Source organism: Kitasatospora indigofera (assembly GCF_014655955.1).
Taxonomy (GTDB): domain Bacteria; phylum Actinomycetota; class Actinomycetes; order Streptomycetales; family Streptomycetaceae; genus Kitasatospora; species Kitasatospora indigofera.
The window spans coordinates 1-15,550 of the sequence record NZ_BNBO01000061.1 but is presented as its reverse complement, the minus strand read 5'-3'; the positions used below and the strand labels follow the sequence as shown (position 1 = coordinate 15,550).

At 72.0% G+C, this 15,550-nt stretch carries 13 protein-coding genes; 12 read left to right on the top strand and 1 reads right to left on the bottom strand.

Annotation, left to right across the window (positions count from 1 at the left end):
• Positions 1-74 precede the first annotated feature (74 nt).
• Together uvrA and IE329_RS33605 are read left to right on the top strand one after the other, a co-directional pair.
• Positions 75-2,972, top strand: a complete 2,898-nt coding sequence (gene uvrA / locus IE329_RS33610) for an excinuclease ABC subunit UvrA (protein ID WP_190214823.1) — start codon at positions 75-77, stop codon at positions 2,970-2,972.
• 247 nt (positions 2,973-3,219) lie between these two features.
• Positions 3,220-3,660 (top strand): Rieske (2Fe-2S) protein, encoded by a 441-nt coding sequence (locus IE329_RS33605; protein ID WP_190214822.1) that lies wholly within the window; start codon positions 3,220-3,222, stop codon positions 3,658-3,660.
• A 111-nt stretch (positions 3,661-3,771) separates the two neighbouring features.
• Here the strand turns inward: IE329_RS33605 and IE329_RS33600 are convergent, their stop codons facing one another.
• On the bottom strand, positions 3,772-4,185 hold the full coding sequence (locus IE329_RS33600; protein ID WP_190214821.1) for a hypothetical protein: 414 nt from the start codon (positions 4,183-4,185) through the stop codon (positions 3,772-3,774).
• 256 nt (positions 4,186-4,441) lie between these two features.
• Here IE329_RS33600 and IE329_RS33595 point away from each other — a divergent pair, with 256 nt between their 5' ends.
• From IE329_RS33595 to IE329_RS33555, 10 genes are all read left to right on the top strand, one after another.
• Positions 4,442-5,473: a winged helix-turn-helix domain-containing protein gene (locus IE329_RS33595; RefSeq protein ID WP_190214820.1), complete on the top strand. Its 1,032-nt coding sequence runs from the start codon at positions 4,442-4,444 to the stop codon at positions 5,471-5,473.
• 182 nt (positions 5,474-5,655) lie between these two features.
• On the top strand, positions 5,656-7,812 hold the full coding sequence (gene uvrC, locus IE329_RS33590; protein ID WP_229927974.1) for an excinuclease ABC subunit UvrC: 2,157 nt from the start codon (positions 5,656-5,658) through the stop codon (positions 7,810-7,812).
• A 124-nt stretch (positions 7,813-7,936) separates the two neighbouring features.
• Complete coding sequence (gene rapZ / locus IE329_RS33585) at positions 7,937-8,842, top strand: RNase adapter RapZ (RefSeq protein WP_268255689.1); 906 nt, start codon at positions 7,937-7,939, stop codon at positions 8,840-8,842.
• Positions 8,843-8,972: 130 nt separating this feature from the next.
• Positions 8,973-9,977, top strand: coding sequence for a gluconeogenesis factor YvcK family protein (locus IE329_RS33580; RefSeq protein WP_190214852.1), 1,005 nt, complete (start codon positions 8,973-8,975; stop codon positions 9,975-9,977).
• Positions 9,968-10,948, top strand: a complete 981-nt coding sequence (gene whiA / locus IE329_RS33575) for a DNA-binding protein WhiA (RefSeq protein WP_073928888.1) — start codon at positions 9,968-9,970, stop codon at positions 10,946-10,948. Before IE329_RS33580 ends, whiA begins: the two co-directional genes overlap by 10 nt.
• Positions 10,949-11,247: 299 nt before the next feature.
• Positions 11,248-12,252: a type I glyceraldehyde-3-phosphate dehydrogenase gene (gap, locus tag IE329_RS33570; RefSeq protein ID WP_190214819.1), complete on the top strand. Its 1,005-nt coding sequence runs from the start codon at positions 11,248-11,250 to the stop codon at positions 12,250-12,252.
• 180 nt (positions 12,253-12,432) lie between these two features.
• Positions 12,433-13,638, top strand: coding sequence for a phosphoglycerate kinase (locus IE329_RS41080; RefSeq protein WP_229927973.1), 1,206 nt, complete (start codon positions 12,433-12,435; stop codon positions 13,636-13,638).
• Between the two features lie 3 nt (positions 13,639-13,641).
• Positions 13,642-14,427, top strand: coding sequence for a triose-phosphate isomerase (gene tpiA / locus IE329_RS41075; RefSeq protein WP_073928885.1), 786 nt, complete (start codon positions 13,642-13,644; stop codon positions 14,425-14,427).
• A gap of 87 nt (positions 14,428-14,514) precedes the next feature.
• Positions 14,515-14,751, top strand: coding sequence for a preprotein translocase subunit SecG (gene secG / locus IE329_RS33560; protein WP_073929032.1), 237 nt, complete (start codon positions 14,515-14,517; stop codon positions 14,749-14,751).
• Between the two features lie 275 nt (positions 14,752-15,026).
• The gene (locus IE329_RS33555; RefSeq protein WP_035841977.1) at positions 15,027-15,362 is read left to right on the top strand and encodes an RNA polymerase-binding protein RbpA; all 336 of its coding nucleotides are present in this window, start codon (positions 15,027-15,029) and stop codon (positions 15,360-15,362) included.
• Positions 15,363-15,550 lie beyond the last annotated feature (188 nt).

Below are 15,550 nucleotides of genomic sequence, written 5' to 3'. Positions count from 1 at the left end.
TCGTTGGCATCTGGGTGAGAGTCCTCAGCCAAACCCCTGAGTGAGAAGCCCACCGGAGAAAGGCGCCAGAAGCAGTGGCCGACCGCCTCATCGTCCGCGGTGCTCGCGAGCACAACCTCAAGAACGTCTCCCTCGACCTCCCGCGCGACTCGCTGATCGTCTTCACCGGCCTCTCCGGCTCGGGCAAGTCCTCGCTGGCCTTCGACACGATCTTCGCGGAGGGCCAGCGGCGCTACGTCGAGTCGCTGTCCTCGTACGCCCGGCAGTTCCTCGGGCAGATGGACAAGCCCGACGTCGACTTCATCGAGGGCCTCTCCCCGGCCGTCTCCATCGACCAGAAGTCCACCAACCGCAACCCCCGCTCGACCGTCGGCACCATCACCGAGGTGTACGACTACCTCCGGCTGCTGTTCGCCCGGATCGGCAAGCCGCACTGTCCGCACTGCGCGCGGCCGATCGCCAAGCAGTCCCCGCAGGCCATCGTCGACCGCGTGCTGGAGCTGGCCGAGGGCACCCGCTTCCAGGTGCTCAGCCCGGTCGTCCGGGAGCGCAAGGGCGAGTTCGTCGACCTGTTCGCCGACCTCCAGTCCAAGGGCTACGCCCGTGCCCGGGTGGACGGCGAGACCATCCAGCTGGCAGAGCCGCCCAAGCTCAAGAAGCAGGAGAAGCACACCGTCGAGGTGGTCATCGACCGCCTCACCGTCAAGGACAGCGCCAAGCGCCGGCTGACCGACTCGGTCGAGACGGCACTCAAGCTGGCCGGCGGCATGGTGGTGCTCGACTTCGTCGACCTGCCGGACGACGACCCCGAGCGTGAGCGGATGTTCTCCGAGCACCTCTACTGCCCGTACGACGACGTGTCCTTCGAGGAGCTGGAGCCGCGCTCCTTCTCCTTCAACTCCCCGTTCGGCGCCTGCCCGGACTGCTCGGGCCTCGGCAACCGGATGGAGGTCGACCCCGAGCTGGTCATCCCGGACGAGGAGAAGTCCCTCGACGAGGGCGCGATCCACCCGTGGTCCGGCGGCCACACCAAGGAGTACTTCCAGCGCCTGATCGACGCGCTCTCGGGCGAGCTGGGCTTCCGCACCGACATCCCCTGGGCCGGGCTGCCCGCCCGCGCCAAGAAGGCGCTGCTGTACGGCCACAAGCACCAGGTCGAGGTCCGCTACCGCAACCGCTACGGGCGCGACCGCTCCTACACCACCGGCTTCGAGGGCGCGGTGCCGTTCATCCAGCGCCGGCACACCGAGGCGGAGAGCGACAGCAGCCGCGAGCGCTTCGAGGGCTACATGCGCGAGGTGCCCTGCCCGACCTGCGAGGGCACCCGGCTCAAGCCGGTGGTGCTGGCGGTCACCGTGCAGGGCCGGTCGATCGCGGACGTCTCGGCGATGTCGATCAGCGACTGCTCCGACTTCCTCGGTGCGATGAAGCTCGACGCCCGCGACAAGCAGATCGCCGAGCGGGTGCTGAAGGAGGTCAACGAGCGGCTGCGGTTCCTGGTCGACGTCGGCCTGGACTACCTCTCGCTCAACCGGGCGGCCGGCACCCTGTCCGGCGGCGAGGCCCAGCGGATCCGCCTCGCCACCCAGATCGGCTCCGGCCTGGTCGGCGTGCTCTACGTGCTGGACGAGCCGTCCATCGGCCTGCACCAGCGCGACAACCACCGCCTGATCGAGACGCTGGTCCGGCTGCGGGACATCGGCAACACCCTGATCGTCGTGGAGCACGACGAGGACACCATCAAGATGGCCGACTGGGTGGTCGACATCGGCCCCGGCGCCGGCGAGCACGGCGGCAGGGTGGTGCACTCCGGTGCGCTGAAGCAACTGCTGACCAACAAGGAGTCGCTGACCGGGCAGTACCTCTCCGGCAAGCGGTCCATCCCGATCCCGGCCGCCCGGCGGCCGCGCGACAAGAAGCGCCAGCTGGTGGTGCACGGCGCCCGTGAGCACAACCTCAAGGACGTCACCGTGGCCTTCCCGCTCGGGACGTTCACGGCGATCACGGGCGTCTCCGGCTCCGGCAAGTCCACCCTGGTCAACGACATCCTCTACACCCACCTCGCCCGGGAGCTGAACGGCGCCCGCAGCGTGCCCGGCCGGCACACCCGGGTCACCGGCACCGACCTGGTGGACAAGGTCGTGCACGTCGACCAGTCGCCGATCGGCCGCACCCCGCGGTCCAACCCGGCCACCTACACCGGCGTCTTCGACCACGTCCGGCGGCTGTTCGCGGAGACCCAGGAGGCGAAGGTGCGCGGCTACCTGCCGGGCCGCTTCTCCTTCAACGTCAAGGGCGGCCGCTGCGAGAACTGCTCGGGCGACGGCACCATCAAGATCGAGATGAACTTCCTGCCGGACGTCTACGTCCCGTGCGAGGTCTGCCACGGCGCCCGCTACAACCGGGAGACGCTGGAGGTCCACTACAAGGGCAAGTCCATCTCCGAGGTCCTGGACATGCCGATCGAGGAGGGCCTGGCCTTCTTCGAGGCCGTCCCGGCCATCGCCCGGCACCTGCGCACCCTCAACGACGTGGGCCTCGGCTACGTCCGGCTGGGCCAGTCCGCGCCGACCCTCTCCGGCGGCGAGGCGCAGCGCGTCAAGCTCGCCTCCGAGCTGCAGAAGCGTTCCACCGGCCGGACGGTCTACGTGCTGGACGAGCCCACCACCGGCCTGCACTTCGAGGACATCAGCAAGCTGATCAAGGTGCTCGACGGGCTGGTGGAGAAGGGCAACACGGTCGTCGTCATCGAGCACAACCTCGATGTGATCAAGACCGCGGACTGGGTGGTCGACATGGGCCCCGAGGGCGGCTCCGGCGGTGGCACCATCGTCGCCGAAGGCACTCCGGAGGAGGTCGCGGCGGTGCCCGCCAGCCACACCGGCAAGTTCCTGCGCGACATCCTGCCCGACGTCAGTGACGCGCCCGCACCGGCCAAGGCGCCCCGCAAGCGCGCCGCCGCCAAGAAGTAGCCCCAGGCCCCGTGCCGTCCGCCCCCGGCCCACCCGGGGCGGGCGGCACGGTCTCGCGCCATACAATTCGGGCGGACGCCACCGAAACCGGCGGACGCCGACGCCGGACGCGACCGCCAGGTGCGGACGCGACCGGCGGGCCCGGCACCGGGCAGGAGTCCGGCGGGCCGGCACCGGCACGCCGGTGGCACCGGGACCGCCCGGCCGTCCGCAGCAGATCCGACCGCACGAGCAGGAGCCGCCACCGATGTCCGAGGCCCAGCCGATCCCCGCCACCACCCGCCGCACCCTGCTCTGCGGGGCGGCCGCCGTGCTCGCCGGCGGCGGCGCGCTCGCCGTCTCCGGCTGCGGTTCCACCGGCTCGGGCGGCTCCGCCGAGGCCGCGGCCGGCCCGGTCGAGGTCGGCCCGGCGAGCGAGGTGCCGGTGGGCGGCGGCAAGGTGTTCCGCGAGAAGAAGATCGTCGTCACCCAGCCGACCGAGGGCCAGTACAAGGCGTTCAGCGCCAAGTGCACGCACGCCGGCTGCATCGTCGACCAGGTCAAGAACAACGAGATCCTCTGCCCCTGCCACGGCAGCCGGTTCAGCATCACCGACGGTTCGGTGCAGGGCACCGGCCCGGCGCCCAGCCCGCTGCCCTCGTACCAGGTGGCGGTGGAGGGCGGCACCCTCAAGGTGACGCAGGCCTGACCGGGCCGGGGTGACGGCCGCCCCGCACGCGCCCGACCGGCCCCTGCCGCTCCCTGAGCGGCAGGGGCCGACGCGGCCGGTCCCTGGGGCCTGTCCGCGGCGACCGTGGCCTCAGCAGGTGCCGGACGGGACCCACCGGTGGGAGGCGATGTTGTTCTCCAGGGTCTGGCCGCGCCCGCCGCCGCTCCCGCGGTTGAAGGTCACCGTGGACAGGTCGTCGATCACCGTGCCGGTGTTGATGCAGCGGTAGGCGCCGGTCCAGCCGGTGCCCCAGTAGACCAGGACATCACCCATGCCGTCGTCCACGCCGTTGTTCCAGAGCGAGTGGGTCACGTTGGCGCAGGACCCCCAGTCCGAGGAGTTGCCCTCCCACTGGGCGCACTGCGAGGTCCGGTAGGCGCCCAGGTAGGCGTGCAGGTTGCCGTCCGCCGAGAGCTGCGACGGCGCGGCCTGCGCGGTGGACGGCAGCAGGGCGGCGAGCGCGGCCACGGCCGTGCCGGCGACGACGGTGGAGATCTTGCTCATGAGGTGGGCTCCTTCTTCGAGGTGAACGGTGATCGCCCCTGGACGCGGGGGACGGTCGCCCGGCCGGCGCCCCCACCCCCGTCGGGGGCGCCGGCCGGCCTCCCCGCGCGGCCGGACAACTCCAGCTTGCGGCCCGGGAGTCGAAGGCCGGCAGGCCTTTCGGCGGAGCCTTAAAGGCCCTGCTGGACGGCGTGCGTCCGACCCGCGAGACTGCAGGCGGTGTGGGGGCGGGGGCCTCCAGGGGGAGGGGCGACCGATGCTGCGGATCCACTTCACGGCGGACGACCTGGCCAGGACGAGGGTGAGCGGCACCGTGGGCGCGGCCGCCGAGACCGGCCACGCCCTCGACCAACTGCTCTGCCGGGACGTCCCGGTGGGTTTCCGGCCGTGGCGCCGGGAGCTGCTCGGCAGGCTCGGAACCGCCGGGCGGCCCGGTCGCGGCGGCGGGCCCCGCGAGCCGCTGCGGCCGATGATGTCCCTGGTGCCCGGCTCGGGCGGGGGGCTCGACCTGAGGGCGCTGGCCGGGTCCGCGCCGGCCATCGAGGCGGGCGTCGAGCACCTGCTGAGCGTCCCGGACACGGTGGTGCGGCTGGAGCTGGAGCACCTCCCGCTGCCCAGGGCCGAACCGGGCTGGCTGCGGGCGCTGACCGACGGCGACCAGGAGGCCCGGAGGCAGCTGGCCGGCTCCTTGGACGCCTGCTACCGGACGCTGGTCGAGCCGCACTGGCACCGGATCCGCGGGCACCTCGACGCCGTCCGCGCCGACTACGCCCGCACTGTCCTGGACGGCGGCGTCGAACGGCTGCTGGAGACGCTCTGTCCGGCCCTGGTGCGCTGGCGCAGCCCGGTGCTGGAGGTGCGCTTCCCCCGGGACGCCGAGATCCGGCTGAACGGCCGCGGACTCGTCCTGGCGCCGTCGGTGTTCCTGGCCGGGCGGGCGGAGCTGCTGACCGATCTCCGGGACGAGGCGGCGCCACCGGTGCTGGGCGTCCCGGCGTTGCGCGATCCGCTGGTGGCGGCCGCCTTCTGGGACGACCGCGAGCCGGGACGGAATCCGTTGGGCGCCCTGCTGGGCCGTACCCGGGCCGCGGCGCTGGACGCCGTCGCCGGCGGCTGCAGCACCGGTGAGCTGGCCCGCCGGCTCGGCGTCTCCCCGGCGGCGGCCAGCCAGCACGCGGGGGTCCTGCGGGAGGCCAACCTGATCACCACCCGCCGGCGCGGCGGCGCGGTGCTCCACTCGCTCACCCCGCTCGGCGCGGACCTGCTCGACCTCGGCGGCGGCCGCTGAACGCCCGGCCCGCGCCGGCGCCCGGCCAGGCGTCCGGCACCCCGGCCGGCCCGCTCCTCGACCCGGCCCCCGACCCGCCGCATGACCTGCGGACGGACCGGCCGGCGGAGCGGCGGCCGGACCCGCCGCCCGAACGGTGAACCGGGCCCCGGGATGTCCGGCCGACTCGGTACGGTAGACCCATGGCTGACCCGTCCACCTACCGCCCCGCCCCGGGCGCGATCCCGACCTCACCCGGTGTCTACCGGTTCCGCGACGCTCACGGGCGGGTCATCTACGTCGGCAAGGCCAAGAGCCTGCGCCCCCGGCTGTCCTCCTACTTCCAGGACATCGCCGGCCTGCACCCCCGCACCGCGACGATGGTCACCACGGCCGCCTCGGTCGAGTGGACGGTGGTCGGCACCGAGGTCGAGGCCCTGCAGCTGGAGTACTCCTGGATCAAGGAGTTCGATCCCCGGTTCAACGTCAAGTACCGGGACGACAAGAGCTATCCGGAGCTCGCGGTGACCCTCAACGAGGAGTTCCCGAGGGTCCAGGTGATGCGCGGGGCGCACAAGAAGGGCGTGCGCTACTTCGGTCCGTACGGGCACGCCTGGGCGATCCGCGAGACGGTCGACCTGCTGCTGCGGGTCTTCCCCGTCCGCACCTGCTCCAACGGCGTCTTCAAGCGGGCCGCCCAGGTCGGCCGGCCCTGCCTGCTCGGGTACATCGGCAAGTGCGCCGCGCCCTGCGTCGGCAAGATCTCGCAGGCCGAACACGTCGAGCTGGCCGAGGAGTTCTGCGACTTCATGGCCGGACGGACCGGCAACTACCTGCGCCGGCTGGAAGAGCAGATGCGGGACGCCGCCGCCGACATGGAGTACGAGAAGGCGGCCCGGCTGCGGGACGACATCGGCGCCCTCAAGCGGGCGATGGAGAAGAACGCGGTCGTCCTCGCCGACGGTACCGACGCCGACCTGCTGGCCCTCGCCGAGGACGAACTGGAGGCCGCCGTCCAGATCTTCCACGTCCGTGGCGGCCGGGTGCGCGGGCAGCGCGGCTGGGTCACCGACAAGGTCGAGGACGTGGACACCGCGGCGCTGGTCGAGCACGCCCTCCAACAGCTGTACGGCGGCGGCGCGGAGAGCGTCCCGCGCGAGGTGCTGGTGCCCGCGCTGCCCGAGCCGGCCGGGCCGGTACGGGAGTGGCTGAGCGGCCTGCGCGGCTCCCAGGTCGACCTGCGGGTGCCGCAGCGCGGCGACAAGAAGGACCTGATGGCCACCGTCGAGCGCAACGCCCAGCAGTCGCTGGCCCTGCACAAGACCAAGCGCGCCTCCGACCTCACCACCCGCAGCCGGGCCCTCCAGGAGATCGCCGACGCGCTGGAACTGGACTCGGTGCCGCTGCGCATCGAGTGCTTCGACATCTCGCACCTCCAGGGCGAGGACGTGGTCGCGTCGATGGTGGTCTTCGAGGACGGGCTGGCCCGCAAGAGCGAGTACCGGCGGTTCCAGATCAAGGGCTTCGAGGGCCAGGACGACGTCCGCTCGATGCACGAGGTGATCAGCCGGCGGTTCCGCCGCTACCTCCAGGAGCGCGAGCAGACCGGCGAATGGGCCGTGCCGGAGGCCGACGACCCGGGGCAGCAGCCGGCCGAACCCGCCACCGACGGCGCGGCAGGGCCGCCGGCCGGGCCGATCGACCCCGAGACCGGCCGGCCGCGCCGGTTCGCCTACCCGCCGCAGCTGCTGGTGGTCGACGGCGGCCAGCCGCAGGTCGCCGCCGCCCGCCGGGCGCTGGACGAGCTGGGCATCGACGACGTCGCCCTCTGCGGCCTGGCCAAGCGCCTGGAGGAGGTCTGGCTGCCCGGCGAGGACGACCCGGTGGTGCTGCCGCGCAGCAGCGAGGGCCTGTACCTGCTGCAGCGGGTCCGCGACGAGGCCCACCGCTTCGCGATCTCCTACCAGCGCAGCAAGCGTTCCAAGCGACTCACCGCCGGGGAGCTGGACTCCGTACCCGGCCTGGGCGAGACTCGCCGCCAGGCACTGCTCAAGCACTTCGGTTCGCTGAAGAAGCTCAGGGCGGCCACCGTGGACGAGCTCTGCGCGGTCCCGGGGATCGGCCGGCGCACCGCCGAGACTGTTGCGGCAGCGTTGGCCTCCCGTACACCCGCGGCATTCGCGGTGAACACCGCCACCGGAGAGATCCTTGACGACGGCGCCGACGAGGGCGCCGTGACCGGGGGCGCCGCCGACGGCGGCGCCGCGGTGCCCGCCGGGGCAGCGCCGCCCGCAGGGCCGGCGGCGCCGATGCCGCCGGCCGCAGTGCCACCGACCGCAACGCAACCGGAGACGCCATGACGGCCGGCGCCGCCCGTCAGTCCGCGCGGCCCGCGTTCACTCCCCAGGGTGACCTGGGGAAGCGCGGCGCCGCCCCGGGCGTTCTCCTCAGCAGAACCACCGAGAGCGGGGAAGCGAAGTGACCGTGACAGACGATGGGGGTACCGCCCGGCCGCAGCCCGGGGCGGAGACCACCCCGGAGCTGGTGATCATCTCCGGCATGTCCGGGGCCGGCCGCTCCACGGCGGCCAAGTGCCTGGAGGACCTGGGCTGGTTCGTCGTGGACAACCTGCCGCCGGCGCTCATCCCCACCATGGTCGACCTCGGCGCGCGCTCCCAGGGTGCCGTCGCCCGGATCGGCGTCGTGGTGGACGTCCGCGGCCGGAAGTTCTTCGACGACCTGCTGACCTCGCTGGACGAGCTGGAGAAGCGCGGCGTGCGGCTGCGCGTGGTCTTCCTGGAGTCCTCCGACGACGCACTGGTCCGCCGGTTCGAGAGCGTCCGCCGCCCGCACCCGCTGCAGGCCGATGGCCGGATCGTGGACGGCATCGCCCAGGAGCGGGACCTGCTGCGCGAGCTGCGCGGCGAGGCCGACCTGGTGATCGACACCTCCAACCTCAACGTCCACCAGCTGCGGGCCAAGCTCGACGCCCAGTTCGCCGACCACGACGAGCCCGAGCTGCGCGCGACGGTGATGTCCTTCGGGTTCAAGTACGGCCTGCCGGTCGACGCGGACCTCGTGGTGGACTGCCGGTTCCTGCCCAATCCGCACTGGGTCCCGGAGCTGCGTGCCCGCACCGGCACCGACAGTGACGTCGCCGACTACGTGTTCCAGCAGCCCGGGGCGAACGAATTCCTTGACGGCTACACGGACCTGCTGCGTATCGTCACCGAGGGGTACCGCCGGGAAGGAAAGCGGTACATGACGCTTGCCGTAGGCTGCACCGGTGGCAAGCACCGCAGCGTGGCCATGTCCGAGCGGCTGACGAAGCGTCTCATCGCCGACGGGGTGGAGACGGTGCTCGTCCACCGGGACATGGGACGGGAGTAGCCGCGACGCCCTGCCGCCAGGCAGCCGGCGGCGGCAGGCAGAGGAACGCGAGGTGGTTGTGGCGGGATACGTGCCCGGGCGGCAGCTCCAGAACAAGGCCGCCGACCGGTCGGCGCTCCCCTTGCGCTGGATGACGGGCAAACCCCGCGCCAACGCTCCGAGAATCGCGGCGCTGGGCGGCGGGCAGGGCCTGTCGGCCTCGCTGTCGGCGCTGCGCCGGCTGACCACCAACCTCACCGCGGTGGTGACCGTGGCGGACGACGGCGGCTCCAGCGGCCGGCTGCGCACCGAGCTCGGGGTCCTGCCGCCGGGCGACCTGCGCAAGGCGCTGGCGGCGCTCTGCGGCGACGACGACTGGGGCCGGACCTGGTCCGAGGTGATCCAGCAGCGCTTCAGCGGCACCGGCGAACTGGGCGGGCACGCGGTCGGCAACCTGCTGATCGTTGCGCTCTGGGAGAAGCTCGGCGACCCGGTGGCCGCGCTGGACTGGGTCGGCCGGCTGCTCAACGTGCAGGGTCGGGTGCTGCCGATGTCCGCCGTCCCGCTGGACATCGAGGCGGTCGTCCGGGGCCACGACCCGGCCCGGCCCGGTGAGCTGTCCGCCGTGCGCGGCCAGGCGAACGTCGCGGTCACCCCCGGCACGGTGCAGTCCATCCGGCTGCTGCCGGACGCGCCGCCGGCCGTCCCGGAGGCCGTCGCGGCCGTCCGGGAGGCCGACTGGGTGGTGCTGGGGCCCGGCTCCTGGTTCACCAGCGTGCTGCCGCACCTGCTCGTCCCGGACCTCGCCGAGGCGCTCACCGGGACCCGGGCCAGGCGCCTCCTCACCCTGAACCTGGCCCCCCAGCCCGGCGAGACCGAGGGCTTCACCCCGCAGCGCCACCTGGAGGTGATAGCCGACCACGCCCCGGACCTCGCCGTGGATGCGATCCTGGTGGACGAGCGGGCGGTCACCGGCGGCGCCTTCGGGGTCGCCGACCTGGCCGGCCTGGAGAAGGCGGCGGAGCGGATGGGAGCGGCGCTGGTGCTCGACCGGGTGGCCGCGGCGGACGGTACGCCGCGACACGACCGGGAGCTTCTGGCCGCGGCGTACGACCGGATTTTCCGGACACATGGAAGGATCGGCCCATGGCGATGACGGCAGCGGTGAAGGACGAAATCAGCCGGCTCCCCGTCACCCGGGCCTGCTGCCGCAAGGCGGAGGTTTCGGCGATCCTCAGGTTCGCCGGCGGCTTGCACATTGTGAGCGGCCGGATCGTGATCGAGGCTGAGCTGGACACCGGCGTGGCGGCGCGGCGACTGCGCAAGGATCTGCTGGAGATCTTCGGACACTCCTCCGATCTGGTGGTGATGGCCCCCGGCGGCCTGCGACGCGGCAGCCGGTACGTGGTGCGGGTGGTCAAGGACGGTGAGCTGCTCGCGCGGCAGACCGGGCTGGTGGACGGCAGGGGGCGCCCGATCAGGGGCCTGCCCCCGGCGGTGGTCTCCGGCGCGACCTGCGACGCGGAGGCGGCCTGGCGCGGGGCCTTCCTGGCGCACGGCTCGCTGACCGAGCCGGGGAGGTCCTCCTCGCTGGAGATCACCTGCCCGGGCTCGGAGGCGGCGCTGGCCCTGGTCGGCGCGGCCCGGCGGCTCGGCATCCCGGCCAAGGCCCGTGAGGTGCGCGGGGTGGACCGGGTGGTCATCCGGGACGGCGACGCGATCGGCGCGCTGCTGACCAGGCTGGGCGCGCACGAGTCGGTGCTGGCCTGGGAGGAGCGCCGGATGCGCCGTGAGGTGCGGGCCACCGCCAACCGGCTGGCCAACTTCGACGACGCCAACCTGCGCCGCTCGGCGCGCGCGGCGGTCGCCGCGGGCGCCCGGGTGCAGCGCGCGCTGGAGATCCTCGGCGACGAGGTGCCCGAGCACCTGGCGGCCGCCGGCCAGCTGCGGATGCAGCACAAGCAGGCCTCGCTGGAGGAGCTGGGCGCGCTCGCCGACCCGCCGCTGACCAAGGACGCGGTGGCCGGTCGGATCCGCCGGCTGCTGGCGATGGCCGACAAGCGGGCCTCCGAGCTGGGGCTGCCGAGCACCGAGGCGAACCTGACCGACGAGATGGCGCTCAGCTGACCCGGCGATCCGGTCTCAGTTGCTGAACGGCTGGTGTCCCACATCGTGGACACCAGCCGTTTCGCGTCCGAACTGTCCGGCCGCTCCGCCCCAAGTGCCTTTCGGTGTCCGGCGACCGGCTCCGCGCAGGCCTGTGACACATGCCCTGCTCGGACGCCCTTGACGCGCCACGCCAAGGGTGTCGGCCCAGGGCGATGTGCCCTCGCCGGTCTCGGAGAGGTAGGGTCATGGGTGGTCGGGGACATCCCATTTCCACCCCGTCGGCATAGTTCCGGCGTACCTAACAAGGAGATCGGTTCGTGACGATCCGGGTAGGCATCAACGGATTCGGCCGCATTGGCCGCAACTTCTTCCGCGCGGTTCGGGCCCAGGCCGCGGACATCGAGATCGTCGGTGTCAACGACCTGACCGACACCAAGACCCTGGCGCACCTGCTGAAGTACGACTCGATCCTGGGCACCCTCCAGGCCGAGGTCAGCCACACCGCCGACAGCATCACCGTCGACGGCAAGACCTTCAAGGTCATCGCCGAGCGCGACCCGGCCAACCTGCCCTGGGGCGAGCTGGGCGTGGACATCGTGATCGAGTCGACCGGCATCTTCACCAAGGCCGACGCTGCGAAGAAGCACGTCACCGCCGGCGCCAAGAAGGTCATCATCTCGGCGCCCGCCACCGACGAAGACGTCACCATCGTGATGGGCGTCAACGACGACAAGTACGACGCGGCGAACCACACCGTCATCTCCAACGCCTCCTGCACCACGAACTGCGTGGCGCCGATGGCCAAGGTCCTCCAGGAGAACTTCGGCATCGTCAAGGGTCTGATGACCACGGTGCACGCGTTCACCAACGACCAGGTCACGCTGGACTTCCCGCACAAGGACCTGCGTCGCGCCCGCGCCGCCTCCATCAACATCATCCCGACCTCGACCGGTGCCGCCAAGGCCACCGCGCTGGTCCTGCCGGAGCTCAAGGGCAAGCTGGACGGCACCTCGCTGCGCGTCCCGGTCCCGACCGGCTCGATCACCGACCTGGTCGTGACCCTGGAGCGCGAGGTCACCGTCGAGGAGGTCAACGCCGCCTTCCAGAAGGCGTCCGAGGGCTCCCTCAAGGGCATCCTGCAGTACACCGAGGACCCGATCGTCTCCTCCGACATCGTGAACTCGCCGTTCTCCACGATCTTCGACTCGCTGATGACCATGGCCCAGGGCAACCAGGTCAAGATCTTCGGCTGGTACGACAACGAGTGGGGCTACTCCAACCGCCTCGTCAACCTGACCACCCTCGTCGGCGGCCAGCTCTGACGCAGCGGGAGCTGACGTGAGGTGAGGATCAGGGCCCGGACGGCCGTGCGTGGCCGTCCGGGCCTTGTTCCTTGGCGTGCTGCGCGCGCCCGCCCCACCCGGCACCCTCGCTTCTCGGATCCGGCGGCCCGGCGTCGTGCCGTCGCCTCGCTCCATCTCTCCCCAGGAGACTCGAAGACCGTGAAGACCATCGAAGACCTCGACGTCGCCGGCAAGCGCGTGTTCGTCCGCGCCGACCTCAACGTCCCGCTCTCGAACGGGAGCATCACCGACGACGGCCGGATCCGTGCCGTCGCGCCGACCATCGCCAAGCTGCTGCAGGCCGGCGCCAAGGTGATCGTCGCGTCCCACCTGGGCCGCCCCAAGGGCGAGCCCGACCCGCAGTTCTCCCTCGCCCCGGTGGCCGTGCGCCTCGGCGAGATCCTCGCCGCGCCGGTCTCGTTCGCGACCGACACCGTGGGCGAGAGCGCGAAGGCCACCGTCGCCGCCCTGGCCGACGGCGAGGTCACGCTGCTCGAGAACCTGCGCTTCAACGCCGGGGAGACCGCCAAGGACGACGCCGAGCGCGGTGCCTTCGCGGACGCCCTGGCCGGCCTCGCCGACCTCTACGTCGGCGACGGCTTCGGTGCCGTGCACCGCAAGCACGCCTCGGTCTACGACCTGCCGGCCCGCCTGCCGCACGCCGTCGGCGACCTGATCGCCACCGAGGTCGGCGTGCTCAAGCGCCTCACCGAGGAGGTCGAGCGCCCGTACGTCGTCGTGCTCGGCGGCTCCAAGGTCTCCGACAAGGTCGGCGTGATCGACAACCTGCTGGGCAAGGCCGACCGGATCCTGATCGGCGGCGGCATGGCGTACACCTTCCTCGCGGCCCTGGGCCACGAGGTGGGCATCTCGCTGCTGCAGAAGGACCAGATCCCCACCGTCCTGGAGTACCTGGAGCGGGGCAAGGCGAACGGCGTCGAGTTCGTGCTGCCGGTGGACGTCGCGGTCTCGGGGAGCTTCCCCGACCTGAAGACGCTGGCCCCGGTCGCCGACTTCGACGTCGTCGACGCGGACAAGATCCCCGCCGACAAGGAGGGCCTGGACATCGGCCCGAAGTCGCGCGAGCTGTTCGCCGCCAAGCTGGCCGACGCCAGGACGGTGTTCTGGAACGGCCCGGTCGGCGTCTTCGAGCACCCGGCCTTCGCCGAGGGCACCAAGGCCGTCGCGCAGGCACTGCTCGACAGTGACGCGTTCACCGTCGTCGGTGGCGGGGACTCCGCCGCCGCCGTCCGCATCCTGGGCTTCGACGAGACGAAGTTCGGGCACATCTCGACCGGCGGGGGCGCGAGCCTCGAATACCTGGAGGGCAAGACCCTTCCCGGTCTCGCCGCCCTGGAAGGCTGATCAATGACCGAGCGTCTCCCGCTGATGGCGGGCAACTGGAAGATGAACCTCAACCACCTTGAGGCCATCCAGCACACCCAGAAGCTGGCCTTCGCGCTGGCCGACAAGGACTACGAGGCGGTCGAGGTCGCGGTGCTCACGCCGTTCACCGACCTGCGCTCGGTCCAGACCCTGGTCGACGGCGACAAGCTGAAGATCAAGTACGGCTCGCAGGACATCTCGGCCCACGACTCCGGTGCCTACACCGGCGAGGTCTCCGGCCCGATGCTCGCCAAGCTGAAGTGCACCTACGCGGCCATCGGCCACTCGGAGCGCCGCCAGTACCACGGCGAGAACGAGGAGATCGTCAACGCCAAGGTGAAGGCGGCCTACCGCAGCGGCATCACGCCGATCCTGTGCGTCGGCGAGCCGCTGGAGGTCCGCAAGGCGGGCACCCACGTCGCCCACACGCTGGCCCAGCTGGACGGCGCCCTGGACGGCGTGCCCGCCTCGGACGCCGAGAGCATCGTCGTGGCGTACGAGCCGGTGTGGGCCATCGGCACCGGCGAGGTGGCGACCCCCGAGGACGCCCAGGAGGTCTGCGCGGCGATCCGCGTCCGGCTGGCCGAGCTGTACGACGGCGAGCTGGCCGCGAAGGTCCGGGTGCTCTACGGCGGTTCGGTGAAGGCCTCCAGTGCGGCCGGCCTGATGGCCAAGCCCGACGTGGACGGCGCCCTGATCGGCGGTGCCTCCCTGGACGCCGACGAGTTCGTCAGGATCGTGCGTTACCGTGAGCAGGCAGTAGGCTAACGCCACTGCAGCAACGTAGGCTTTGGGGCCGGGCCGCTCGGAGCGGCCCGGCCCCTTGCCGATGAACGAGAGAGTTGGTCCGCTGTGTTGGTTCTCGGGTTCTCCATCGCCCTGATCATCTTCAGCCTGCTGATGGTGCTGCTGGTACTGCTGCACAAGGGCAAGGGCGGCGGCCTGTCCGACATGTTCGGTGGCGGCGCGATGTCCGCCGGCGGCGGTTCGGCCGTGGCCGAGCGCAACCTCGACCGCATCACGATCATCGTCGGGGTCGGCTGGTTCGCCTGCATCATGGTTCTCGGCCTGGTGCTCAAGTACAAGAGCTGATGTTTTCTGCGCGAACAGCCTTTTTGCCGCATATCTGACGGGGCGTCGTCCGCCCGCCTATCCTGAGGGAGTGCCCGTCGAGGGCGCATTCCCGGAGGCGGTGCGGACAGATCCTTATCGGCTGCTTACACTGGGACAACTTCGCCACCGCCCGCAGGCCGCAGCCGGCCGGCAGTGGATACTGGCCGCGACCCGCACCCCGCGAGGGGCCAGGGTCTCCCTGTCCCAGGGTGTCGGCTGAGATCGCATCGCATCAGCACGCAGGGAGTCAGACCGTGGCAAGTGGCAACGCCATCCGTGGCAGCAGAGTCGGCGCCGGCCCGATGGGCGAGGCGGAGCGCGGCGAGTCCGCGCCCCGCAACCGGATCTCCTTCTGGTGCGCCAACAAGCACGAGACGCGCCCGAGCTTCGCCGCCGAGGCCGTCATCCCGGACACCTGGGACTGCCCGCGCTGCGGCTTCCCGGCCGGCCAGGACGAGCACAACCCGCCGGCCCCGTCGCGCAACGAGCCGTACAAGACCCACCTCGCGTACGTCCGCGAGCGGCGGACCGACGCCGACGGCGAGGCGATCCTCGCCGAGGCGCTCGCCAAGCTGCGCGGCGAGATCTGAGCTGACGTCACCCACCAGCGTCACCCACGTGCGGGGGCCCGGCCACCGGCCGGGCCCCCCGCACGTTTTCCGCCCGTCCCGGGCCCCCGGCGGCCCGCAGGAGGGCCGGCAGGCACCGGGCACGCGCGTACGGCCGGAGGGGGCGGGCGCCGCGGCGCCCGCCCCCTCCGGCCGTACCGTCCTACGTC

Bases quoted from the DNA above. Each gene is read 5' to 3' on its own strand.
- whiA (WP_073928888.1), top strand. From the start codon at position 9,968: ATGGCGATGACGGCAGCGGTGAAGGACGAAATCAGCCGGCTCCCCGTC.
- uvrC (WP_229927974.1), top strand. From the start codon at position 5,656: ATGGCTGACCCGTCCACCTACCGCCCCGCCCCGGGCGCGATCCCGACC.
- IE329_RS33600 (WP_190214821.1), bottom strand. From the start codon at position 4,185: ATGAGCAAGATCTCCACCGTCGTCGCCGGCACGGCCGTGGCCGCGCTC.
- tpiA (WP_073928885.1), top strand. From the start codon at position 13,642: ATGACCGAGCGTCTCCCGCTGATGGCGGGCAACTGGAAGATGAACCTC.
- IE329_RS33580 (WP_190214852.1), top strand. From the start codon at position 8,973: ATGACGGGCAAACCCCGCGCCAACGCTCCGAGAATCGCGGCGCTGGGC.
- IE329_RS33605 (WP_190214822.1), top strand. From the start codon at position 3,220: ATGTCCGAGGCCCAGCCGATCCCCGCCACCACCCGCCGCACCCTGCTC.
- IE329_RS33595 (WP_190214820.1), top strand. From the start codon at position 4,442: ATGCTGCGGATCCACTTCACGGCGGACGACCTGGCCAGGACGAGGGTG.